We start from the raw sequence: 22,072 nt of genomic DNA, 5'->3' as shown, positions 1-22,072 counted from the left end.
TTCTTTCATTAGGAAGTCAGTTTTTTTTACATGAGCCGGCGGTCATTTTTAACATGAATTTAACCTCACGTCCTACTTCGATTTAACCTTCGCCAGCTACAATGGCAGTAAATCGAAAGGCGGGTGCAGACCAATGTCCTCTTTGTTAACAACGGAAAACGTTCATGTAGAAATGAAAAAAGGACAAATTCTAAAAGATGTGAACCTCTCCTTTGAAAAAGGAAAGATCTATGGCCTGCTCGGCCCTAACGGAGCTGGAAAAACGACATTGTTAAAAACGTTATTGGGAGTATTTCAACCTACGTCCGGAACCGTCCATTTCCAGGGAGAAAATTTATATAACCATCCAGGGAATGATCTACTGAAAGGTATCGGCAGTATCATTGAGTTTCCCGGGTTTTACGATAATTTAACTCTATCGGAAAATTTAGTACTCCATTTGAGATATCTGCAGCAGCAGTTCACCGCGGGGCGTATTGATGCCCTGTTGCAAACAGTCGGGCTTTACAATGAAAAAGATAAATTGTTTTCCGATACTTCACTCGGGATGAAGCAGCGGCTGGGCATAGCAAGATCGATCTCCCATCAGCCGATGCTGTTACTCCTTGATGAACCTACCAATGGATTAGACCCTCATGGGATCAAGGAAGTAAGGGAAATGCTTATTAAAGAAGTGATACAAAACAATACAACGATCGTTATTTCCAGTCATTTGTTGAATGAAATCAATTTAATGGCAGATGAATTAATTTTTATCAATCACGGGGAAGTGATATTCGAAACGATTAACATGGATGTATCGGACAACTTTTTGTATAAACTTCGTACTCCCTTTGAGATGAACCGGGATTTTATGTCAAAGCTGAAAGCTCATATGGTGCTGCGTGAAGGGGACCAGGTCGAATTTGTTTCTCCTCTTTCCCTGGAAGAAATCGAGGAAATTCTGATAAAAGAGCAGGTTTCCATAGAAAGACTCGATGTCTTTGAACTGTCTCTGGAAGATTTATATTTAAAACTGCTGTCGGAGGGAGAACCCAATGAGTTTGTTAGTGAAAAATGAATGCATGAAGCTTAAACGACAGAAAATGGTATACGTTATATTAGTGATCAGCTTTATCCCTTATCTGATTAACACCGGAGGAATGCTGGCAACAGGCGCGATGGATCCTGGTAACTATTATTTCTTTATATTTAACCAATACGCCATTTTATTCCCGGCTCTTGTATTTATTTTTTCCGGCTTTTTTTTCTATACAGAGTTTCAAAATGGTACGACGTTAAACTGGATCTCTTACCCATTTCATAATTTCCGTTTAATGTTTTCGAAAATGGCCGCAACCTTTTTGCTGCTGATGGCGACATCACTTATCAATCATTTGGTTCATTTGTTTACGCTGTGGATACTCTTCAGGTCAGAAACAGGGGTTATGGACGTTTTATCCAGATTCCTTCCATCGATTCTATTCACTGTATTAACACTGCTGGTTATTCCGATTGCGGCTCTGCTGGCATTTGCGACGAAAAATATTTTAAGTGTTGTCACGGCAGGTCTTGGCTCTATTTTTATTACGACTATTTTATTGGGAGCTGATGTATCCATCGTATTTCCGTTTTCGTTCATTTACCGGGTAGCGATCCAGTTTTATGATGCAGCGATGGGATATGAAGGTGTGGAACTTGTGTTATGGGGAGGACTTCTCTTCTTCATTTATATCAGCTTTTCGCTGTTCGGGCTGTATAAGTATTCGCAAAAAGCACGAATGAGTTAACAGCAAATCGTTTATCATTAAAGGAAATGGAGGAAAAAATGGAACAAATTGTATTCATTATTGCAATGATTTCTTTGGGCAGTGCGCTGGTACTGTTTATCGGCAGTATTTTGAACTACGGTCTGCAGGGAATCCGCCGTTTTAGTAAATGGTTAACAGTGCTGTTTCTTGTTTATGTTGTGACATATGCTATTTATCTGTCGTTTCAATTTGTTTAGATGATAGAGGATACTTGATGAAAAGGCCGGCCGTGTTTCCCGGCCAAAGGGCTGGGAACCGTCATCTTTTATTTCCACCTTCTAAGTTTTACTTTAAACCATCGTTAAGGGTGAATAGTATGAATAAACTACTTTTGGTGGACGATCATGAAATTGTAGCGGAAGGGATTAAGTTAGTCTTAGAAAAAAACAGGTCCATGGGAGTGGATATCGTCACAGACAGCAGAGAGGTACAGAGAAGAATATACCAACACGAATATGATGCTATTTTAATGAATTTACATATGCCTCATGTAAATGGAATAGAATTATCCAGGCAGATTTTAGAGGAAGACGCAGCGAGAAAAATATTAATCTTTGCCGAAGATAATGATATCCATGTCTATTTTAATTCCCTTGTAGAAGCGGGGGTCTGCGGATTTATCAACAAAACCGCATCGCCAAGACATGTATGTTTTGCTATAGAATGTGCGATACAGGGAGAAACTGTACTACCTACCAGCTTGCTGCGTCAGGTAAGAAAAATGGATAGAAAAACCGATCCTCCTCTTTCATCTCGTAAACTTAATGATGTTACCTTAACTGAAAGGGAGCAGAAAATTATCGTGTATATATCAGAAGGCTTAACCAATAGAGAAATTGCAAATAAGATGTTAGTATGCCAACGATCCGTAGAATATACGTTAACCGGAATCTTTAAGAAGTTACATGTGAAATCGAGATCTGGAGCTTTAGCTGAAGCCAGCAGGAAATCACTGATTACCCACTACAGTATATGAAAAGACGAACAGGCGGATTGATGTCCTGTTATGAGCTAGATGAAATTTTCCTTTATCCGTGTTGTTTTCATAAACGACACAAGATACTAAGGAATTTTTTTTTGCGTTAAAGCGCAACTCTTTCCGAAATAGTTTTCCCCGAACAAATCCTTCCTATATATGGCAGATAGAAAAAATGATGTTATCGAAATAAGGTCCTTTATTATTTCGGAATCCTGCAAATAAAAAATTCGTTGTAACGCACGCAAGTTTTCGGTGAAATATTCTGAATAATATATTACGATAAAATTGAACAAGATAAATGACCAAAAAAGGAGGATGTAGTAATGGAAGAAAAGTTTTATGCGGTGGCTGGCGATGTAGAACAAGAATTAGAGGACATTTCGCTAAGTTCTATCAGTGGCGGTGCAGATGCTGAACCGCGGGGCATTTCTCAGGGAAATGACGGTGACTATTGCACCATTACCTGGGAATGCGGCATGTGCCCGACACATACTTGCTGGTGCTAGACTTTAGAGAAAAAATCAACAGATGAAAAATTGTTGGGGAGAAGGGATTCTTTCCCCTTCTTCCTTTTCTATGAAAAAGGAGTTGATGATGTTGTTTACCGATATTCTTAAGAGCAGGGAAAAAATAGGTCAAGGTGACTCTAAAGTAGAAGGCACACTCTTTAACCGCAACATCGATATTGTATATAAAGGGGATACCAAATTAATTGAGGAAAGCTTAATCAACGTATTAGATATCAACTCCTTAGAAAAAGTATACCGGCTTTACGCCACTACGGAACATGATTGTAATTATAGAATAAAATTCTACCAATACATAAAAGAGCAATTATCCCGACAGGAAATAATCGAAACGGATCTTTCTGACAATATTATGTTTCATACCTTTGGATTAAAAATATGCACTTATTTTGCAAAAGATTTAATAAATTCCCATAAATTTAAAAAGAGCAGACATATTATCAAAAATGAAGATAAATTTCTGGAAGACATTTCTGACCAATTTCAACGCAATGTATTGAAACTATCTTATAGAACACTGGTATTTGATTTAAATGTAAATAAAGAAAAGAAAACATTACAAGGAAATTCTAAAGAAGAAAAATATCGCTACTACAATGAGAAACTCTTAAATGATGCGGATTATATGAATCAATTTTTCGAACTGTATCCAACCTTATTAAGAGTGATTGCAAATGAAATAAGAAAGTTTAAAAAGATAACTAATGAAGTCCTTTCCAGATATGATAAGGATAAATGGGCTATTGCCCGCCATATATTTCATAAAGAGGAAACAGAGCAGATTGAAACGATAGAAATGGGGCAGGGCGACAGTCATTGCGACGGCAAAAAAGTTGCTAAACTTATCTTAGAGAATCATCTGTTGATTTATAAACCCCGTTTATTAACCATAGATCTTCTGTATCAGGAACTCACCCACTTTGTAAACGAAAAAATCGGGCAGTTACAGTACCACTTGTACAATCCCCAGGTCCTTTCCAGGAAAAATTACGGGTGGATGGAGTTTGTTCATTATGAAGAGTGTTCCGTGGAGGAACAAGTTAAAAACTTTTACCGCAGAATAGGCGGCCAGATCGCCCTGTTGTACGCTTTAAATGCTGTGGATTTTCATTCGGAAAATCTTATTGCAAACGGCAGTTATCCAGTACTGATAGATTTAGAATCATTATTTCATATCCCCTATGATCAAGAGATAAAAACAGATGCTTACGACAAAGCGAAAGATAAGTTAAATGTTTCTGTGAAGGCTTTAGGCTTACTGCCATTCTTTTTTGGTGAAAAAGATGTGGATATAAGCGGTATTGGACGGAAGGGAGAAGTTCAGTCCTTTATGAAGCTGCCGCAGATCAAAAATCCTAATCAGGAAAATATGAAAATTGAAAGAGAATATGTGTCGTTAACATCTTCTCCGAATCATCCGAAATTAAACGGGGAATTTGTAGATTCCAAAGAATACCTTCATGAAATAGAAAATGGCTTCACCAAAGTCTATAGGGTCATGATGGACAATACCGGGGACATTCTTAATAAGATACAAGAGTTTAAGGAAAGGGAAGAAGTCTTTGTCCGTTTTATTCCAAAAGCAACAGCAAAATATGCTTCATTCCATGAGTTAAGTTTACACCCGAGGTTTCTGCATAACACGATGGATCGGGAAGTATATCTGGCAAACATTTGGAAGGATGCGAGTGAAAATCAACGTTACAGGCCGCTTGCCAAGCATGAATACCGTGATTTAATCAATGAAGATATTCCTTACTTCACATTACCGATAGATTCCACCGATTTATGGTCTTCCAGAAATAAATGCATATCAGACTATTTTCGTTGTTCCCCTTTGCAGCATGTCAGGGAGAAAATCACAAATCTGAGCGAGGAAGATCTGATTTTCCAACGGAAATTGATTGGATTATCAATGCTTGGCACCGCCAATGACAGAGAGAAGACATTGAAACAATCTCAAATGAAATATCCAGATAATTATACTGCTCCGTTTGTCTCTCGTAGCTATTTAGTACAAAAAGCAGAAGAACTGGCAGAAGTCATTTATGCCGAATCTTTTCAGGGTACTCATCAAGGCAGGAAAAATTATTCCTGGATTAATTCGACTCCGGTGGGAGTAGATGAGATTCAATGGAGATCAGCACCAATGGGGGATACCTTGTACAATGGCTTGTCCGGCATGGCCCTCATGTATCTGTCTTTGTGGGTTACCACGAAAAAGCAGAAGTACAGGGAGACAGCCGAAGATATCGCAACAGACCTTCATTCGCGATTTCAGGTAGGGGATACACTGGATAGGAAAGAAGATACATTATCGATTGGAGCATTTACAGGGATTTCTTCCATTATCTATGTGCTTATGAATTTCTATCTATTTACACAGGAGGAGAAATATAAAACATCAGCGTTGGAACTTACCGATAAAATTCCGGAACTTCTATATAAAGATAAAGAATTTGACATTATTGGCGGAGCAGCAGGTGCGATCGTTGTATTAATAAACTGCTACAAAGAGACGAAGCTGGAAGTGTTTTTAAAAACCGCAGCTGCATGCGGCACGTATTTAATGGAACACACGGTAGAAATTAACGAGGAACAGGTTTCCTGGATAGGTATAGCGGAACAGCCATTAACCGGTTTTTCTCATGGTAATGCCGGGATCATTTATGCTCTTTCCATGCTGAATGATTATTTGCAGGATGAATCAATGTTTAGAGTCATCACAAAAGGATTGAATTATGAAAATAACCAAATGATTCAAAATAACTGGATGGATAGAAGAAAAGAAACAGAGGAAGCTTCCGTCTCATCCTGGTGTCATGGCTCACCGGGAATTCTATTAAGTCGTATGGGACTTGCCCGCTCCTATAAGAAAAGTTTGGCTCACCAGGCGGAAATAGATAGAAGAAAAGCATTTAATAATATTTTCATCGACGGATTCGGAAGAGAACACAGTTTGTGTCACGGGGATGTTGGAAATGCGATCACGTTAATAGAGTACGGACGTGAGGCGAACCAGCCAAGTATTGTAGAAACAGCCCAAAACCTCATGTTGGAGAGTGTGAAAAACGGCGAACAAAGGGGGTACAAATGCGGAGTCGGAGAAGGCGTGCAGGCACCAAATCTGATGGTCGGTATGGCAGGTATCGTCTATGGTCTGGTCTTTGCCTGTGATGAGCGGGTTCCCAACATTTTAAACCTTAAATTTGGTAAATCAGATCCCCAAAGGGGCAACAATTATGATGTTTAAAAAGAACACACCAGTAATCATGCAGAAAAACAAATATGATTGTGGGATCGCCTGTCTGGCCATGTTGATCAGCCGACACGAGGGATACAAGGTCGACCCGCGAAAATTGAAAGAAAAAGGTAATTTTACAGGAAGAGACGGTACAAGCCTGAAGCACTTAAGAGATCTTTCCGAAGAATATGGTTATGGATGCAAAGTCTATAAAGTACCCAATCTTAAGGAAGAAACGAAAAACAATCAACTGAATTTTCCATTAATGGTTCACTGGGAACACAATCATTTCGTCCTGCTTGAAAAAATCAAAGGAAATCATGCGACTATTATTGATCCGGCATCGGGTAGAAAGAAAATCTCACTTGAACAATTTTACGAATCCTATGCTGGAATTGCTGTTTCCATCACCAAGGAAGCCGGGACCAGTAAAACGGAGAAAAGACTTAAAGGGGATTCGTTAGTAAAGAAAATAGGCAGGTATTTGTTTCAGGAAAAAAAAATGCTGGTGTATATTGTTTTACTTTCCTTTGTGTTTCAGGGATTAAATGCTGTAACCCCATTTTTGACGCAGTATCTTATTGACACCTTCATGGGAAATGGGCAGGACATGATTCAGATAGATGTTCTCGCTGCTCTGGCAGGAATTACAGCTCTGTTGTTCTTTGGGCTTTCCCTGCTGCGGATGTTTTGGATTATTAAACTGCAGGTCCGTATTAATAAGGGATTAACCAATCAATTTATTAAGAAAATTTTTTCACTTCCGATGAAGTTCTTTGAAGTCAATACGTCTGGAGATATAGCAACTAGAATTCACAATATAGCCGCCATCAGAGAAATCATATCGAGACTGGCATCCACCCTTATTTTGGATATCAGCCTGTTAATTGTCTTTTGTATCGTGATGCTTTATTACTCACCATTACTGTCTGTATTGGTATTTGTGGGAGCTGCGCTGCAAATCCTGTTTACTATTATTTTACTGCCTAAGATTGAAATGTTTACGAAACAAGAAGTAAACAGTCAGGCTAAATTTCAAAGTCAGCTTGTGGAACTGCTGCGGTCCATGACATTTATAAAAACTGTCGGTAACACCCAGTCTATTGAATCCCAAATGAATCACCTGTTTGACGATCAGATAGGATATTTTTCCAAAAGAATGAACACATCAGCGGTACTTGGCGGAGTATCCAACGCTGTTAACTTATCTCTGCCGTTATTTGTATTAGTTGTTGGTGTTTGGATAGGGATGCAAAATGGTCTTACCATTGGTGCGGTAGTCGCTTTCTCTACCATTGCTGGAAGATTTATGACACCGCTTGGTTCCATCATCGGCAGTCTGGAGTCTGTCAAAATGGTGGAAGAAATGGTGGATCGGATTGAAACGGTTCTTGAGGAAGAAGACGAACCATACAACGCAGACAGTAATGCTGTATTTAATCCTTCCAAAGATAAAATCACCCTGAACCACGTCTTTTTCAGCTATGACAATGGAGAAGAAGTGTTAACTGATATTAACTTCGACATAAACCCCGGGGAAAAAGTATCTTTCATTGGAAAAACGGGGAGCGGCAAATCTACCTTGTTTAAACTGATCTCCGGACTCTATCAACCTACGAAAGGTTCCATTCATTTTGGGCCGCACCACGTAGAAGACATCAATATGATTCAACTAAGAGAAAAGATAGGATACATTGTACAGGACGTTCATTTGTTTAATGACACAATCTTGAATAATATTAAATATTTTACGGAGGCTGTGTCGGATGAAGATGCTGTTCAGGCAGCAAAAGACGCCTGTATTCATGACTTTATCCTGACCCTTCCCATGGGATATCACACGCTTATAGGGGAAAATGGGATCAGTCTTTCCGGAGGTCAAAGACAGCGAATTGCCATCGCACGCGTGTTGGCGAAACATCCGCAGATTCTTCTAATAGATGAAGGAACCAGCAATCTTGATAAAGAGACAGAAAAAAGAATACTGGAACATCTTTATGATAAAGAGATTACCATCATTTCCATTACACATCGCACGGATGTAATTCAGGAATTTGAGTCGATCTATGAATTAGATGGAGGCAGGTTAAAACAATGGAAAACAAATGACACCGAAGAGTTGGAATCAACCAGTTGAACTGAATTCCCTGAAAGGAGGTGAGAAAGATGAAAAAGTACAATGGAGTAGAAGAAATCACAGAGCAGGAATTAAAGGACCTGGCCGGCGCAGCAGATAGTGATCAACAGCCTGCCAGCCATCCAACGACAACGGTTACCATTCCCATTTCTGCTTGGGGCTGCCCGACAACAAAATGCGCTTCTGTCGTAAAGCCCTGCAATGACTAATGTACTTATAAGAGCTGTCTAAAGGGGACAGCCCAGTACAATGGGTGACAATAACCCCCTGGATGATCCTGGTAGACGTTCAGGGGGGGTATTGTTTTTTCAATACCTGCTGAAAAGCTTAAAAGTAATGGTACGAAAGGAGAAAATACAATGGAGGTCATGAATGAAACAAACGATCCTAACGTTCTCCAAAGAAGCGTCTCTTCACAAGAGGAAAAAGAAGAACTATTTGCCCCTTTTTATGCTCATATCATGTCCTGGTTTGAAAAAAGTTTAGACGATGAATTAAATAAGGTATCGGATACCATGGTTCAGAAAGAAGCGGTATCCCTTTCTTTAGCAGAGAATTATAAAAGAAAAATCATGGAGATCACACGAAAAGTCCTGATATTCGAATTTCATCAAACCTTTGATACGGTAGATTCTACGGATGAGTCAAAACATTATAAGGCATTTTGTAAAAAGTTAAAAAGATCCGATTACATATGGAATATGCTGGATAAGTATCCTGTATTACTGCGAATGATGAAATCCATTGAGAAGAATTTTCTTCATCATTGTACGCTAATCATAAAACGATTTCAAGATGACTATTCTCAAATTGAAAACATGCTGGGAAAAAAAGCGGGTAAATTGCGGAGGTTGACGATTGATGCGGGAGATACCCACAGGAATGGAAGCAGCGTCGCTGTGTTGGAATGTGAAAACGATAAGATTGTCTACAAACCAAGGTCGTTAAAAGCCGATTGTTTATACGAAAAGGTAATTGCGTGTTTTAACGAGCAGAATAAACAGGATTTGAAAACAACGAAAACGCTGGATAAAGGGGATTATGGCTGGCAGGAGTTTATACGTTTCTCCCCCTGCTCCCGCGAAGAGGATGCCGGGATATTTTATAAAGAGCTTGGTATGCATCTGGGATTTGTGTATATGTTTAAAGGTACGGACTTTCATTATGAAAATATTATCGCTCAGGAAGCCAAGCCAATTTTGCTTGATTTAGAAACATTATTTCAACCAACGTTGGATTTCAGAGGGGGTGCACGTGAGGATCAGCCGCTCCAGCTTTTTGATTTTCTAAGTCAGACGGTTTATAAGTCACTTTTACTGGATAATATATCGCATCCCGAAGAGACAGGTTCAAAAAATTTAAGCGGGCTTTCCAAAATGGAAAATCAAGCCTATGATGAAGAACAAGTGTTATATCCCGGTACAGATCATATATGCATAAAAAAAGTAACCGTTGAGATGGATCGAAGCATGAATCTTCCAATTTGCAACGGACGGGTAATGGAAGTTTTCGGCTTTGAAAAAGAGTTTATGGAAGGGTTTGAGCATGTCTATCGGTTCTTCCAGGCTCATGCAGATATGGTCATAGCTATTATCAGGGCGTTCCCGGATTTTCCGGTAAGAATTATTGTACGCCCGACCTATATTTACGCGAGCTTTCTGCAGGCATTGCTGCATCCGAAGTATCTGGGGCGTTCGGAAGAAAGAGAGCGGATATTATCTTTTTTTGATACCTCCTATGCCTCCATTCGCACCTTTCAGGAAATTGTGCCATATGAAATAGAAGATTTATATGGAGGGGACATTCCCTACTTTTATGCTTCTTTTCGCCATCGTATGCTTTACAGCAGCAAAGACACTTTGATTCCCTGTGAATTGCTGCAGGACAGTCCAAATCATGAAGTCCAATATCGAATGAGACATCTGTCTGATGAAGATTTAATGTACCAAATGGAATTAATTAATATTTCCCTCGCAGCTTCACGGGCCAATAATGGGAAAAAGCAACAAACCGAATCCGGAAGTAATTTTTATAAATGGCCCATACAAATAAATTCTATCCAAAATTTTATTGAAACAGAAACCAGGGATATTATAAATAAACAACTAAAGTACAATGACCACATTCAGTGGCTTTCGCTGGCGGTCAGCCCCGGCGGTCAAATGACAGCCGGTCCCTTAAGTTATGGGTTATACGACGGCCTTTCCGGGATTACTCTGTATTTAGCCGCTTTTGCTCATGAAGAAGGTGAAGATTTTAAAACTATAGGGGAGGATACGTTTCGCTCCATAAAACATTTGTTGGACAACAGTCTCCTAAGCAGCCATTTTTCAGCATATTACGGTGTGGCTTCTTACGTATATTTCACGGAAAAGTTAAGAGAGTGGAAGATGATAAATGAAAAACAAGCATTTAAAATATATGAGGATTTCTGTGGAAAGGTGATTGCTCATTATGAAGATATATCCTCCTTCGATTTCATTGGGGGCGCAGCAGGCGTACTAAAAGTGTTGTCTTTACTTTATAAAAAACACAAAATTATCTCTGCCAAAAAGGCTGCAGACCTTGTTTTTCAATCATTGACAGCCAGAGCTTCCGTGCAGGAAGACACAATGTACTGGGCAGATAAGCAAGCCTTTAACAATAACGTGCTGGCGGGATTTTCTCATGGGCTGACCGGTATTTGTTTTGCTTTGTCGGAATACGCCGCAGTCTCTTCGATAAAAACAAAAGAGCAGGTATCTGATGTGATAAACCGGGCCCTGCGTTATGAAGATATACTATTTAATGAAGAGAGAGATGATTGGATAGACAATCGAAAAGACTACACGGCCTATTCCCACCCCTTTTGGTGTCACGGGGCGGCAGGTATTTTACTGGGAAGAGTCCTTATCCAGCAAAACATGGGTTCGGCGTGTCAGGTAAATCATATCGATGATGCGTTAACAACGACGATACAGAACGGGGCCGATCACAAGCAGGGAAATTCTTTATGCCACGGTCTTCTCGGTAATTTGGATATTTTACTTGAAATCAGAAACGCGCCTTTTCTGAAAAGTAGAAAACAGGAAATAGATCAAACCATCGATGCATGGATGAGTAAATACGTAAGCGAAATGGAGGATTCCGGCTGGAATAACGGGGTGGAGAAGGATTTTTCGGGTCTTGGCTTGATGCTAGGCAGAACAGGACAGTTATACACGCTTTTGAGATGGAAAAACCCCGACACAAGTCTGCCGTCTGTTTTACTATTAGACTGATTCCATGCTGATAAGTAATGACGGGGGGGGGGGGGAATTGCAACACCTCCGCCGGTTGGGGTCGGGTATCCGGCAATCCCGGGATCGTTCTGCGACATGCATGTTGTTATCAAATGATTTCTATTAAGACTGTTATCCCCACAAAAAGAAGTGGACTCAAAATCATAAATACACCCGGGACATTAAAAAACGATTATGTATTGCATTGGCAATGAGCACAGCGCTCAGACCACTAACGAACGTTACCATGACGGTAACCATAAAACCGTATTCAATAAAAGCGTAATAGTAGGAAGCCGCCCCGCACATGAGGATGAACCAATAAAAGAAAAGGTAAACATGTTTCCCTTTCATTTAAACCCTCCATTTTCTTAATATAGAATCTTTTACCATTATACATTCCATAAGATCATTGGTAAATTAATCATATTTTGTAAATTTGACGTGCCGGTCCGTTCATTTTTGCTATACCAGGTAGAAGGAGATTGCAGCCGGCTGATCGAAGAAATACAGGGTGTTTTTATGTTATCAACAGGAAGGGGCACGTGTACCATGTCATCACGGGAAGAATGGAAAACGATTGACCGCTATCTGACGGAAGCGCTCGACATTAGAGATGCAGAAATGGAAACGGTCCGCCGGAAAAGCACAGAGGAGGGGCTTCCTTCCATTGAAGTCGCCCCGAACCAGGGAAAATTACTGTAGCTCTATGCCCAGATGTGCAGAGCGGAAAACATCCTCGAAATAGGCACGTTGGGCGGCTACAGCACGTTATGGATGGCTCGTGCGCTCCCGGCGGACGGGAGACTGGTTACTCTGGAGGCGGATGCCCATCATGCTGCCACCGCCCGCGCCCATTTTCAACGAGCCGGGTTGGATCACCTGATTGAACTGAGGGAGGGGCCGGCACTGGATACGCTGCCGGAGCTTGAGAACGACACGTTTGATTTTATTTTCATCGATGCGGATAAGGAGAACACGCCGTCGTATTTCGAATGGGCGCTCCATTTATCCCAAAAAGGCACGGTGATTGTCTGCGATAACGTCGTCCGCCGCGGCGAGGTGGCGGATGCGAAGCGGGAAAGTGCCGGAAATACAGGCATCCGCCGTTTTTTCGAAAAGGCCGCTGAGGAACCGCGGGTGAACGCGACCGCTTTCCAGACTGTCGGAGAAAAAGGGCATGACGGTATGGCCGTCATGGTCGTTACCGAAGACATTCGTGATTAAAGAACGTTGACGTTATCGATGACAAAGCGGTTATTAGGCATAGTAGGTATCTGATAGGTCAAAGGTATGATTTGAGCCCCCCTATTTTTGTGAAGCAGGCAGCTGCTGTGAGGGATATAATGAAAAGAAACGTACGTAAATCGGAAAAGCTATTAATTGGCGGGTTAAGTTTTATATTTTTATTTATGATAACACAAGACTTGGTGCCCTTAGGGGCATTAAATGACGTTCAGGCCATTTCTGCGGATCGTTCCAGAGGAGAACTAATTACTGTTACGTTGTTTGGCGCGGGGCAAGTGCTGTTATTAATGGGAATGGCATTGTTTTTCATCGGAAAACATTACCCTCTCTTGGTAAAGTTATGGTTAATTATTCACCAAAGCTTTATTTTCAGCGGGGCTTTAATAGATTGGTGGATTCCATATTTTTCAGGATACGGGGCAGAACAAAGAATAGAGAGGTACAATAATATGTTTGGTGATACCCATTCTTTTTTACCTGTTATTCACGGAATTGTGCCGAACACTCTCCATGTGCTTTTTCATTCTACACTGTTAGCTTGTATTATTGTTACCATATATATCAGTGTCACCGATAAGAAAAATGCAAGGAGAGTGGAAGAAGAAAAATATATAAAAGCAAAGGCCCGCTGAATTTATGTCTCTCATTATATCCCGCATGTTACAGAATAGTCAGCCATGGCATCTCCCCTCTTTGGTTTACATGAACCAAAAGGAGAGACGCAGTGCTGATGGTTACCAAAGATAACGTTGATTAACGAGCCTTGACATTTTCGATGATAAAGCCGCTGTTCAGAAGCGTCGGCATCCGCGCCATGTCATAACACAGGTCCTGCGCGGGCACCTGATACGTCATGTGTCCGGTTAAAAACTCTATGCTTGTTTTCATGAGCATGATGGTAATCCATTCTCCTGCACAGCGGTGTCCGGTATAATGATCACCGCCGCCCTGCGGGATAAATGAAAATGGATGCCCTTCCCAGTCCCGGAACCGTTCCGGTCGAAACACTTCAGGCTCTTTCCAGAGCTCCGGATGGTGATTTGTTCCATAAATATCCATGATTACAAGCGTCCCTTTTTTCAACCGGTATTCATTCCAGAGAAAATCTTTGCGCACGACGGCGCCGATAAACGGGGCGAATGGGTAATAACGCCGAAGCTCCTGGACAAACATCCGGGTGTACTTTTCATTGTCCGTTGTGCGCAGTGTTTCTTCGACGGCCGGATATTCATGAAGAGCCAGCGCCCCGAACATAATAAAACGCCCAATGGCCACAATCGGCCGCAGCACATTGATCAGTTCGACCGCGGCAGTGGCGGTATCCATTTTTCTTCCATTCCGTTCTGTGTGCATCGCGATAATATAGGCTGCCGTATAAGGTGGTGGCTGCCGTTCACCGGAGCGCACCTGTTTGATGACCTGCTGGATCCATTTCTCTGAATGCTGCCGGGCTTTCTTCCCCTTCTTGTAGCGGGAGCCTGTGCCTCCGAACGCATCAATCATACGGCTGAATTCGGTTGTGTGCTGTTTCACTTCATCTTCGAGCAGCGGAACACCTGCCCACTCACAGGCTGCGCGGCACATGATCTCTTCTGCTTCCTTCAACAGCACGACATGGTCTGCGTTTTCCCATTCTTTTGCTTTCTGTTTCCACAACCTCTGGGTAATGATCTGAAGTTCCTGAAGCCGGTCGGGAGTCATCAGCGACAGAAACATCCGTTTCCGGTGCTTATGGTCCTCCCCGTCCATGCCCTGAACGCCATTTTGTCCGAATAAAGTCTTTTTAACCCTGTTTGGAGAAGCCCCTTGTCTTTTAAAAAAACGATTGTCGTAAAAAACACGGGCCGCTTCTTTGCCGCTCAGGCAGATGGCCTTTTTTCCCATCAGCCGGGTCTGAAATATGTTCGACTGAAATCGTTCGCGCCGATTTGGTATAAAGTGAAATCCTTGCGACAACAAATCAAGTGTATGATCAAGCCCTTTTTCTGCCGGTATCTGCCTGCGCACTATTCCAACCCCTTCTTTTGTCCGTATTCCTTATAGAGAGTTCCACAACTTCCATATATTTAATCTTTCCCGGCGGCAAAAAATAAGATTATCAAAGATACTCCAGAAAGGAACGAAAGGCAGGAGTGACCACAGCTTCGTTATGATAAATGAAATAAGTGGGAACGGGAGAATACGGAAACGGCAGTTCCATCTGCTGCAGATCGTCCAGACCTTCCGCCCGCCGGACGGCGCTTTTTGTTAATAAGGTAATGCCGAGACCGGCCTTTACACAACCCAGAATGCCGTCGAGCGTGTTTAACTCCATCATACCTGTGGGCACGATACCTTCTTCACGGAGCCACTTTTCAAATGTTTCTCTGTAAAAGCATCCCGATTGAAAAACAATAACATGTGGATGTTCGAGCGTTTCTGTGTTCAGCTCTTTCCCTACAACAATAAGGTCTTCCCGAAATACTTCTATCCCATCCAGTTTTGGGCGGCCCCATTCTCCGCCTATGAAGGCTCCTTCTATTTCCCGGTGAAGCACCGCTTCTGTTAACTGTTTTGTGGACCCTGTTTTTAAGGAAAGTTCGATTTCTGGATAATCGGAATGGAAAGAAGACAAAAGTTCGGGCAGGCGGGTGGCCGCAGTCGTTTCCATCGAACCAATGGCCAGCATTCCTTTTGGTTGGTATGCATCGGATAAAGCGGTCTCTGCATCTTGGATATGATGAAGTACACGTTCTGCATAGGGAAGCAGAATTTTTCCGGAAGGAGTGAGAGTGACTCCCTGTTTATGACGATAAAACAGTTGTGTTTGAAAATGATGCTCCAGGTGCTGGATACGGGCAGTTACATTGGATTGGGTTCTATTCAGGTGCTGTGCTGTTTTTGTGATATTCTGCCACGCGGCGGCCTGCTTAAAAATATGAAAGTCTTCTGTATTCATCTCCTGCCTCCTGTCGATATGTTATAAAAATCACAAATAGTGATGGTAAGTATTATATATTATTATTTTACGTGATGTTTTACGCTTCGTATACTGTGCTGTAGAGAAGGAGGGGGAGTCATGGTGTGGAACGATACAGCATTGACCCGTGAATGGAATCTGCCCTACCCGGTCATTCAGGCAGGAATGGCAGGTGGAGTCACCACTCCGGAACTGGTCACAGCGGTTACGCAAAGCGGCGGTCTTGGGATGCTTGGTGCAGGTTACATGGAGGCGGGGCAGATGAAGCAGGCAATTAAAACAATAAAAGAAAATGTTTCATTATTCGGAGTCAATGTTTTTGTGCCGGAAAGCCCTGAGGTGACAGAGAACGAGGTGGAACAGGCCAACCGGCTGCTGCAGCCGTACCGCGAAGCGTTGGGCATTGATGCACAGCAGCCCGTCTCCTCTACTTCAGCGCTGTATGAAAAACAGCTTGAGACGGTGCTTCAGGAAAAGGTACTGGTATGCAGCTTTACGTTCGGCCTCCCTGGCCCTGATACGGTACGGGAGCTGAAAAAGAATAAAACGACACTTATAGGAACGGCAACGACGGTAGAGGAAGCCGGGTTAAACGAAGAAAGAGGTATGGATATGGTTGTCGTGCAGGGAAGTGAAGCCGGCGGTCACCGCGGCGGTTTCACGTCTTCCGGGCAGGATCCTGTTGGGACGATGGCCCTCGTTCCCCAGGTTGTCGATCATATCCGTATTCCCGTCATTGCTTCAGGAGGCATCATGGACGGGCGGGGTGTACTGGCGGCACTCGTTCTCGGAGCTTCGGGCGTTCAAATGGGTACGGCTTTTGTGACAAGTGAAGAAAGTGGAGCACACCCACTTCATAAAGAAGCCATTCTAAACAGCAGCGAAGAAGATATGGTGATAACAAAAGCGTTCAGCGGAAAGCCTGCGAGAGGTGTAGCTAACTCTTTCAGCAGAGAGATGGAGAACGGCCGGGACATGTTTTTACCGTATCCTTTTCAACATCAACTAACCAAAGCAATTCGTGCACAGGCAGCGGCAGCTGGGCAGCCGGAGTGGATGTCGCTTTGGTCCGGTCAGGCTCCAACGCTTGGACGCCGTGTGCCGGCAGCTTCGATCATGTCTTGTATCGCTACCCAGGTGGAAGAACAGGTGCAGCTTTTTTGATGAGGAAAATCCTTCTGTGACAGGACGAAGCACGCGGGTGAAAAATTTTTATAAAAAAATCTGCGGTAAAGTGATCCAAAGGCGGATGTTTTTCGTTTCCCTGTATAACAAATCAAAAAGGAGTGTTTGATGATGAAAGGGAAACGAATACTTACGGTATCGCTGGCTGCGTCCATGCTGGTACCGTCGGCGGCGATGGCAGCGGACAACAGTGAGTCGAAAGATAACATGGAACCAACGGTATCTACCTCGGCTGCGGACTTGAGAGCGGATCTCAGCCGTCTGCTGGCTTCGCACTTTGAATATCAGGTGCTGACCGCGGTGAAAGTGTACCAGCAGGCCGACGATGCGGAAATGGTGAGAGAGAAACTCGAAGAAAACGCACAGCAGATTACAACCGCGATGGAATCCATTTACGGAGAAGAGGGAGCTTCCCAGTTTGCAGACATCTTTTCTTTTCAGTACGAAGACAGTTCGGAACTGGGCATGGCGCTCCGCAATGGAAACATGGATGAAAGAGAAGAAGTGAAAGATCAACTGCTGAATGACTTTCCATCTGAACTTGGTGGATTTCTTGGCACGGCGACCGGAGGCAATCTTCCTGCTGACAAAGCCGAAAAAGCGCTGCGTGCTCATGAACAGGATGTTATCAATGTTGCAAAACATTTCGTTAACGGGGATTATGAAGAAGCCTATGCCGCTTACGATGAAGGATATAAACACATGTACACGATCGGTGGTGCCTTATCAAGCGGTATTGTAACGCAGATGCCGGAAATGTTTAATCATACGGAAGCCATGACACCGGCCGCCGACCTTAGAGCTTCCTTCAATCAGCTGCTTGGCCTTCATTTTGACTACCAGGTGCTGACGGCGGTGCAGGAATCTCAGAATGCAGATGGTACCGAAGCGGCAAGGGAACAGCTTGAAGCCAATGCCGGTGAAATGGTGACAGCTGTTGAATCCATTTACGGGGAAGAAGGAGCGGCTCAGTTTGAAGAGATCTTCTCCAGCCAGTACGAAGATACATCCGGTCTTGGCAATGCCATCGAAAATAACGATGACATGCAAAAGGAAGAAGTAAAAGATAGTCTTCTGATGGACTTCCCGCAGGAACTGGGAATGTTTCTGGAAACAGCAACAGAAGGCAATCTTTCGGCAGATACTGCGGAATCAGTGCTGAATGCCCATGAGCAGGATGTCATCGACGTTGTTGAGTCGTATGTGATGGAAGACTATGAAATGGCGTACAACTCCTTTGATGAAGGCGGCAAGCGCATGTCCACGATCGGCACAGCCCTCTCCGGTGCGATTGTGACCCAGATGCCGGACATGTTCGCGCAGGAAGAAGAAAATGATGGATCAGAAGAACCGGAAAAGCCTCAGGATCCGATGAATCCAAGTGCGGTAGACATGTATTCCGATATTAACGCGGACTTCTGGGCTGTGAATGAAATCAGCCATCTGACAAATGAAAATATTATCAAAGGCTATATGGATGGAACGTTCCGCCCGAATGAGCCGATCAAACGGGTACAGGCAGCGAAAATCATCACAGGAGCTTTGGATCTTTCGACAGAAAACCGTCCGGATGCCGGCTTTGACGACATCAGCTCGGATTATTACGGCAAAGCCTACATCGACACCGTCGCCGATGAAGGTATCATGATGGGGCACGGTGATGAGTTTAACCCGAATGATACGCTGACCCGGGCGCAGATGGCTGTTGTTCTTGAGCGGGCGTTCGGTTTTGAAGCTCAAGGATCGGATGCATCCTTTACGGATATTTCGTCCGATTACTGGGCGCATGACGGCATCCACGCTGTCGTTTCCGCCGGACTGGCAAGCGGCTACCCGGATGACACCTTCCGTCCCGGAAATGAAACAACCCGCGCCCAATTCTCGGTCTTCATTTCCAACACCCTGGACTGGATGGAAAATCAATAAATAAGCCAAGAATACAGTGGAACAACCCTTCCAAGATTAGAAAAACAAAAAAGACGAAGCAGGAGGAAATCCCTGCTCCGTCTTTTTTACGTTTTACGATGCTGCTTTTTGCCTGTACTTTCTGCCGAATGTTTATATGACAACGGATTATGTCGCGTTTTCCTGATCCTGGCGTTCTTTCAGCAGGTCGATGGCAGACTCCAGATACATCACGTAAGCTCCTTCTTCTTCCTCTTCCACATTGCCCGGGATGAGGCGTTGGAGCCGTTCAAAATTATCGATAATCATGTAGCGGTCCACGTTGCGGCTGGTGAGGACATTATCAAGCCACTCGGTGTAGTTCAGGAAGAATTCAATATTATCCATCTCATATGTTGTTTCGAGGTTATCGAGATGATACGCATTTTCCTGCTGCAGCCGCTCCAGTTCCTGCTCACTTTCATGCTCTTCGAGGTCCTCCAGAAGATTCGGGAACGCATCATATATTTCACCAACGACTTCACGTACAATCATTTCTCTTGCCATATCATTCACTAGTTCGTCACAACCTTCCACGTCCTGTGTTTATTCAATGTAACATATATACCGGAGGCGGTGTAAGAAACCAGTGCGCTGTGATATGATCGTGAAAAAAATGGAGGAGGAATGGGTGAATGTTTTTATACCAGGTGAATGAAAGCACCACGTTGAAAATGCTCGATAGGAACGATACCGAGGCATTGTTTTCTCTGACTCGGAAATATGCTGAAGAGTTGAAAAAATGGCTGCCCTGGGTGGAACATACGACAACACCTGTCGACACAAAAGCCTTTATCGGGTCGGTGATGCAGCAGTTTGCGGACGGAAACGGCTGGCAGGCAGGGATTTGGCATCATGGTGAGTTGGCCGGGGTTATTGGTTTTCATTATATCGATGAGGTTAACCGGGCGGCAAGCATTGGTTACTGGATTGCTCCGCCTTTTGAAAAACGCGGCCTGGTCACGACATCCTGCCGGGCATTACTGGCGCATGCGTTCGATGAGCTGGATCTGCACCGGGTTGAAATCAAAGCAGCCCTAGCTAATGAGAAAAGCCGCGCTGTTCCCGGACGTCTTGGGTTTCAGGAGGAAGGACGCCTCCGGGGAGCAGAACGGGTAAACGGTTCTTACCTCGACGTCATTGTCTACAGCATGCTGCAGGAAGAATGGAAAAGAGGGGAATAAACGCGGAAGTCACCATTCCAGGGTCCCCTCATTGATCCGTTTGACGCCGCGGATAGATGTTAAATCCTCCACAAGCTGCAGCATGGCCCGGTCTTTTTCTTTGGCTTCAATCATGACATCCACGTCCCGCCCGCACCGTTTCAGCGCCTGCAGAAACGGCTGAACAAACGAGGGGTCGACGAAATCCGCATGACTCCGAAACTCTTCGTCCGACCTTGGTGAAGATAGATGAATTTTCGGCGGAACGTTTTGGCTGTTCCACGTCGCGAAAAAACGCGGGAGGATGTCATGGAGGGATTCTTCCATCGTTTTGTTGGCCTCGAAGTGATGATAATCAAACATCATCGGAATGTCCTGGGCTTCACAGATATCCAGTACTTCGGAGGCGGTATAGGTTTTATCATCATTTTCAAGCGTCATTTGTTCTTTCACGACGGGGGAGAGCTTCTTGATATTTTCATGGAAACGCTCGACCGCGGTCTTTTTATGACCGTAGGCTCCGCCGATATGAAGGTTAATATACGCTTCGTCCGCCAGCCCCATCGCTTCAAGCACGTGATAGTGATAGTTCATGTCGGTGACGGCATTATCGGTTACCTGATCTTTATCACTTGTGAACAACGTGAACTGGTTGGGATGAAAGCTGGTACGGAGCTGGTGGGTCTTCACGAGCCGGCCGATTTCCGCGTAAAGATCTCTGAACGGCGTGATATAGTCCCAGTCCACTTCCGGATGCGTTGCAAGCGGCACGAGAGCGGAAGAAAACCGGTACAGCGGAATACGGTGGGCGATATTGAAATGAAGTGCCCGGATAGTATTCTCAAGATTGCCGCGGGTGATGCGGTGCAGTTTCTCCGTCCGGTCCGGTTCTTCCATGGCGGACCAGTTTTTGTACGTCATCGTTCCGGCAGGAGAGGCGTTCCAGAGCGATAACGCATGGGATACATAACCAAATCGTAAAATCATTGCAGGGCTCCTTTGCGGCTGTCATCATTTCTATGTTATTCCATTATACTAATAGTTTACCCAGCCGTTCACCCCAAAAACCACGATCTCTTATCTGACACTGTCTTCACGAAAAAGATGAATCTTATTTAATATTCATTATAAAAAGTGTTATGATAAGAAAAAGATCTGCATGATTGTAAGCGTGTAATCGAAAGGAGACCACAATGGCTATTAATGTACAGGCGGAACCAACGCCGAATCCGAATGCGATGAAGTTTACCGCGGACCGGAATCTGTTTGAAAAGAGCACTTCCCTGAAAAAAGGAGACAGCACCGATCACGAGCTGGCTCAGGCACTGCTGGAGCTGGACGGCGTAGACAATATTTTCGGTGTCAACGATTTTGTTACAGTGAATAAAACGATGGATGCCGACTGGGATGACCTGACCCCGAAAGTGGAACAGGTTTTTGCCGAAGCGGAATAAGATCGTAAAAGTGCCCCGGACTGGCTGGATGACAGCAGACCGGGGCTGTTTTTATGGTCATTTTCAGGATGAAACTGTCCATAATCTGCGGATACGGGACAAAATCAGTGCACAGAGAGCCGAAAGTGTCTATAACTTTATGTTACCGGACAAAAAGGTATGAAAAATGTCTATAAAACAGA

General features: G+C 43.6%; 19 protein-coding genes and 1 pseudogene. 15 read left to right on the top strand and 5 right to left on the bottom strand.

Annotated elements, in window-relative coordinates; translation table 11 throughout:
- Positions 1 to 133 precede the first annotated feature (133 nt).
- The 9 genes from BM124_RS15290 to BM124_RS15250 all read left to right on the top strand — a co-directional run bounded on the left by BM124_RS15290 (position 134) and on the right by BM124_RS15250 (position 11,937).
- Positions 134 to 1,060, top strand: coding sequence for an ABC transporter ATP-binding protein (locus BM124_RS15290; protein ID WP_093338810.1), 927 nt, complete (start codon positions 134 to 136; stop codon positions 1,058 to 1,060).
- Positions 1,038 to 1,769, top strand: coding sequence for an ABC transporter permease (locus tag BM124_RS15285; RefSeq protein ID WP_093338808.1), 732 nt, complete (start codon positions 1,038 to 1,040; stop codon positions 1,767 to 1,769). The genes BM124_RS15290 and BM124_RS15285 overlap by 23 nt, the downstream gene beginning before the upstream one ends.
- Positions 1,770 to 1,807: 38 nt before the next feature.
- The gene (locus BM124_RS15280; protein ID WP_093338807.1) at positions 1,808 to 1,987 is read left to right on the top strand and encodes a hypothetical protein; all 180 of its coding nucleotides are present in this window, start codon (positions 1,808 to 1,810) and stop codon (positions 1,985 to 1,987) included.
- 119 nt (positions 1,988 to 2,106) lie between these two features.
- Positions 2,107 to 2,766 (top strand): response regulator transcription factor, encoded by a 660-nt coding sequence (locus BM124_RS15275; protein WP_170841167.1) that lies wholly within the window; start codon positions 2,107 to 2,109, stop codon positions 2,764 to 2,766.
- A 326-nt stretch (positions 2,767 to 3,092) separates the two neighbouring features.
- On the top strand, positions 3,093 to 3,275 hold the full coding sequence (locus tag BM124_RS15270; protein ID WP_093338803.1) for a plantaricin C family lantibiotic: 183 nt from the start codon (positions 3,093 to 3,095) through the stop codon (positions 3,273 to 3,275).
- 22 nt (positions 3,276 to 3,297) lie between these two features.
- Positions 3,298 to 6,549 (top strand): type 2 lanthipeptide synthetase LanM family protein, encoded by a 3,252-nt coding sequence (locus tag BM124_RS15265; protein ID WP_093338802.1) that lies wholly within the window; start codon positions 3,298 to 3,300, stop codon positions 6,547 to 6,549.
- Complete coding sequence (locus BM124_RS15260; RefSeq protein WP_244504361.1) at positions 6,539 to 8,677, top strand: peptidase domain-containing ABC transporter; 2,139 nt, start codon at positions 6,539 to 6,541, stop codon at positions 8,675 to 8,677. The genes BM124_RS15265 and BM124_RS15260 overlap by 11 nt, the downstream gene beginning before the upstream one ends.
- Before the next feature lie 29 nt (positions 8,678 to 8,706).
- Complete coding sequence (locus BM124_RS15255; RefSeq protein ID WP_093338800.1) at positions 8,707 to 8,886, top strand: class II lanthipeptide, LchA2/BrtA2 family; 180 nt, start codon at positions 8,707 to 8,709, stop codon at positions 8,884 to 8,886.
- 150 nt (positions 8,887 to 9,036) lie between these two features.
- Positions 9,037 to 11,937: a type 2 lanthipeptide synthetase LanM family protein gene (locus tag BM124_RS15250; RefSeq protein WP_093338799.1), complete on the top strand. Its 2,901-nt coding sequence runs from the start codon at positions 9,037 to 9,039 to the stop codon at positions 11,935 to 11,937.
- Between the two features lie 162 nt (positions 11,938 to 12,099).
- Here BM124_RS15250 and BM124_RS15245 read toward each other — a convergent pair whose 3' ends face one another.
- Positions 12,100 to 12,291, bottom strand: a complete 192-nt coding sequence (locus BM124_RS15245; RefSeq protein ID WP_093338797.1) for a hypothetical protein — start codon at positions 12,289 to 12,291, stop codon at positions 12,100 to 12,102.
- A gap of 198 nt (positions 12,292 to 12,489) precedes the next feature.
- On the opposite strand from BM124_RS15245, the pseudogene BM124_RS15240 reads away from it, so the two are divergent.
- Positions 12,490 to 13,164: pseudogene (locus BM124_RS15240) on the top strand (O-methyltransferase).
- A gap of 89 nt (positions 13,165 to 13,253) precedes the next feature.
- Complete coding sequence (locus BM124_RS15235; protein WP_342028642.1) at positions 13,254 to 13,817, top strand: hypothetical protein; 564 nt, start codon at positions 13,254 to 13,256, stop codon at positions 13,815 to 13,817.
- A 121-nt stretch (positions 13,818 to 13,938) separates the two neighbouring features.
- On the opposite strand, the gene cypC is transcribed toward BM124_RS15235, so the two are convergent.
- Positions 13,939 to 15,192, bottom strand: coding sequence for a CYP152 family fatty-acid peroxygenase CypC (gene cypC / locus BM124_RS15230; RefSeq protein WP_093338795.1), 1,254 nt, complete (start codon positions 15,190 to 15,192; stop codon positions 13,939 to 13,941).
- A gap of 91 nt (positions 15,193 to 15,283) precedes the next feature.
- The gene (locus BM124_RS15225; protein ID WP_093338794.1) at positions 15,284 to 16,123 is read right to left on the bottom strand and encodes a LysR family transcriptional regulator; all 840 of its coding nucleotides are present in this window, start codon (positions 16,121 to 16,123) and stop codon (positions 15,284 to 15,286) included.
- Between the two features lie 120 nt (positions 16,124 to 16,243).
- Between BM124_RS15225 and BM124_RS15220 the strand changes: the two genes are divergently transcribed.
- Positions 16,244 to 17,308 (top strand): NAD(P)H-dependent flavin oxidoreductase, encoded by a 1,065-nt coding sequence (locus BM124_RS15220; RefSeq protein ID WP_093338792.1) that lies wholly within the window; start codon positions 16,244 to 16,246, stop codon positions 17,306 to 17,308.
- Between the two features lie 132 nt (positions 17,309 to 17,440).
- Entirely contained in the window at positions 17,441 to 19,255 is a 1,815-nt protein-coding gene (locus BM124_RS15215) for an S-layer homology domain-containing protein (RefSeq protein WP_170841165.1), read from the top strand.
- Between the two features lie 147 nt (positions 19,256 to 19,402).
- Here the strand turns inward: BM124_RS15215 and BM124_RS15210 are convergent, their stop codons facing one another.
- Positions 19,403 to 19,780 (bottom strand): hypothetical protein, encoded by a 378-nt coding sequence (locus tag BM124_RS15210; RefSeq protein WP_244504362.1) that lies wholly within the window; start codon positions 19,778 to 19,780, stop codon positions 19,403 to 19,405.
- A gap of 128 nt (positions 19,781 to 19,908) precedes the next feature.
- Here BM124_RS15210 and BM124_RS15205 point away from each other — a divergent pair, with 128 nt between their 5' ends.
- On the top strand, positions 19,909 to 20,457 hold the full coding sequence (locus tag BM124_RS15205; RefSeq protein ID WP_093338788.1) for a GNAT family N-acetyltransferase: 549 nt from the start codon (positions 19,909 to 19,911) through the stop codon (positions 20,455 to 20,457).
- 9 nt (positions 20,458 to 20,466) lie between these two features.
- On the opposite strand, the gene uvsE is transcribed toward BM124_RS15205, so the two are convergent.
- Positions 20,467 to 21,423, bottom strand: a complete 957-nt coding sequence (gene uvsE / locus BM124_RS15200; protein ID WP_093338786.1) for a UV DNA damage repair endonuclease UvsE — start codon at positions 21,421 to 21,423, stop codon at positions 20,467 to 20,469.
- A 206-nt stretch (positions 21,424 to 21,629) separates the two neighbouring features.
- Between uvsE and BM124_RS15195 the strand changes: the two genes are divergently transcribed.
- Positions 21,630 to 21,890, top strand: coding sequence for a NifU N-terminal domain-containing protein (locus BM124_RS15195; protein ID WP_093338784.1), 261 nt, complete (start codon positions 21,630 to 21,632; stop codon positions 21,888 to 21,890).
- Positions 21,891 to 22,072: the final 182 nt, after the last annotated feature.

It is taken from the genome of Salibacterium halotolerans (assembly GCF_900115625.1).
GTDB classification, from domain to species: Bacteria; Bacillota; Bacilli; order Bacillales; family Marinococcaceae; genus Salibacterium; species Salibacterium halotolerans.
The sequence above is the reverse complement of the archived record's forward strand: the minus strand, read 5'-3'. Positions and strand labels throughout refer to the sequence as shown.

Excerpts from the sequence above, each read along its gene's own strand:
- BM124_RS15290 (WP_093338810.1), top strand. The coding sequence starts at position 134 with ATGTCCTCTTTGTTAACAACGGAAAACGTTCATGTAGAAATGAAAAAA.
- BM124_RS15285 (WP_093338808.1), top strand. The coding sequence starts at position 1,038 with ATGAGTTTGTTAGTGAAAAATGAATGCATGAAGCTTAAACGACAGAAA.
- BM124_RS15280 (WP_093338807.1), top strand. The coding sequence starts at position 1,808 with ATGGAACAAATTGTATTCATTATTGCAATGATTTCTTTGGGCAGTGCG.
- BM124_RS15275 (WP_170841167.1), top strand. The coding sequence starts at position 2,107 with ATGAATAAACTACTTTTGGTGGACGATCATGAAATTGTAGCGGAAGGG.
- BM124_RS15270 (WP_093338803.1), top strand. The coding sequence starts at position 3,093 with ATGGAAGAAAAGTTTTATGCGGTGGCTGGCGATGTAGAACAAGAATTA.
- BM124_RS15265 (WP_093338802.1), top strand. The coding sequence starts at position 3,298 with ATGAAAAATTGTTGGGGAGAAGGGATTCTTTCCCCTTCTTCCTTTTCT.
- BM124_RS15260 (WP_244504361.1), top strand. The coding sequence starts at position 6,539 with ATGATGTTTAAAAAGAACACACCAGTAATCATGCAGAAAAACAAATAT.
- BM124_RS15255 (WP_093338800.1), top strand. The coding sequence starts at position 8,707 with ATGAAAAAGTACAATGGAGTAGAAGAAATCACAGAGCAGGAATTAAAG.
- BM124_RS15250 (WP_093338799.1), top strand. The coding sequence starts at position 9,037 with ATGGAGGTCATGAATGAAACAAACGATCCTAACGTTCTCCAAAGAAGC.
- BM124_RS15245 (WP_093338797.1), bottom strand. The coding sequence starts at position 12,291 with ATGAAAGGGAAACATGTTTACCTTTTCTTTTATTGGTTCATCCTCATG.
- BM124_RS15225 (WP_093338794.1), bottom strand. The coding sequence starts at position 16,123 with ATGAATACAGAAGACTTTCATATTTTTAAGCAGGCCGCCGCGTGGCAG.
- BM124_RS15220 (WP_093338792.1), top strand. The coding sequence starts at position 16,244 with ATGGTGTGGAACGATACAGCATTGACCCGTGAATGGAATCTGCCCTAC.
- BM124_RS15215 (WP_170841165.1), top strand. The coding sequence starts at position 17,441 with ATGAAAGGGAAACGAATACTTACGGTATCGCTGGCTGCGTCCATGCTG.
- BM124_RS15210 (WP_244504362.1), bottom strand. The coding sequence starts at position 19,780 with ATGGCAAGAGAAATGATTGTACGTGAAGTCGTTGGTGAAATATATGAT.
- BM124_RS15205 (WP_093338788.1), top strand. The coding sequence starts at position 19,909 with ATGTTTTTATACCAGGTGAATGAAAGCACCACGTTGAAAATGCTCGAT.
- uvsE (WP_093338786.1), bottom strand. The coding sequence starts at position 21,423 with ATGATTTTACGATTTGGTTATGTATCCCATGCGTTATCGCTCTGGAAC.
- BM124_RS15195 (WP_093338784.1), top strand. The coding sequence starts at position 21,630 with ATGGCTATTAATGTACAGGCGGAACCAACGCCGAATCCGAATGCGATG.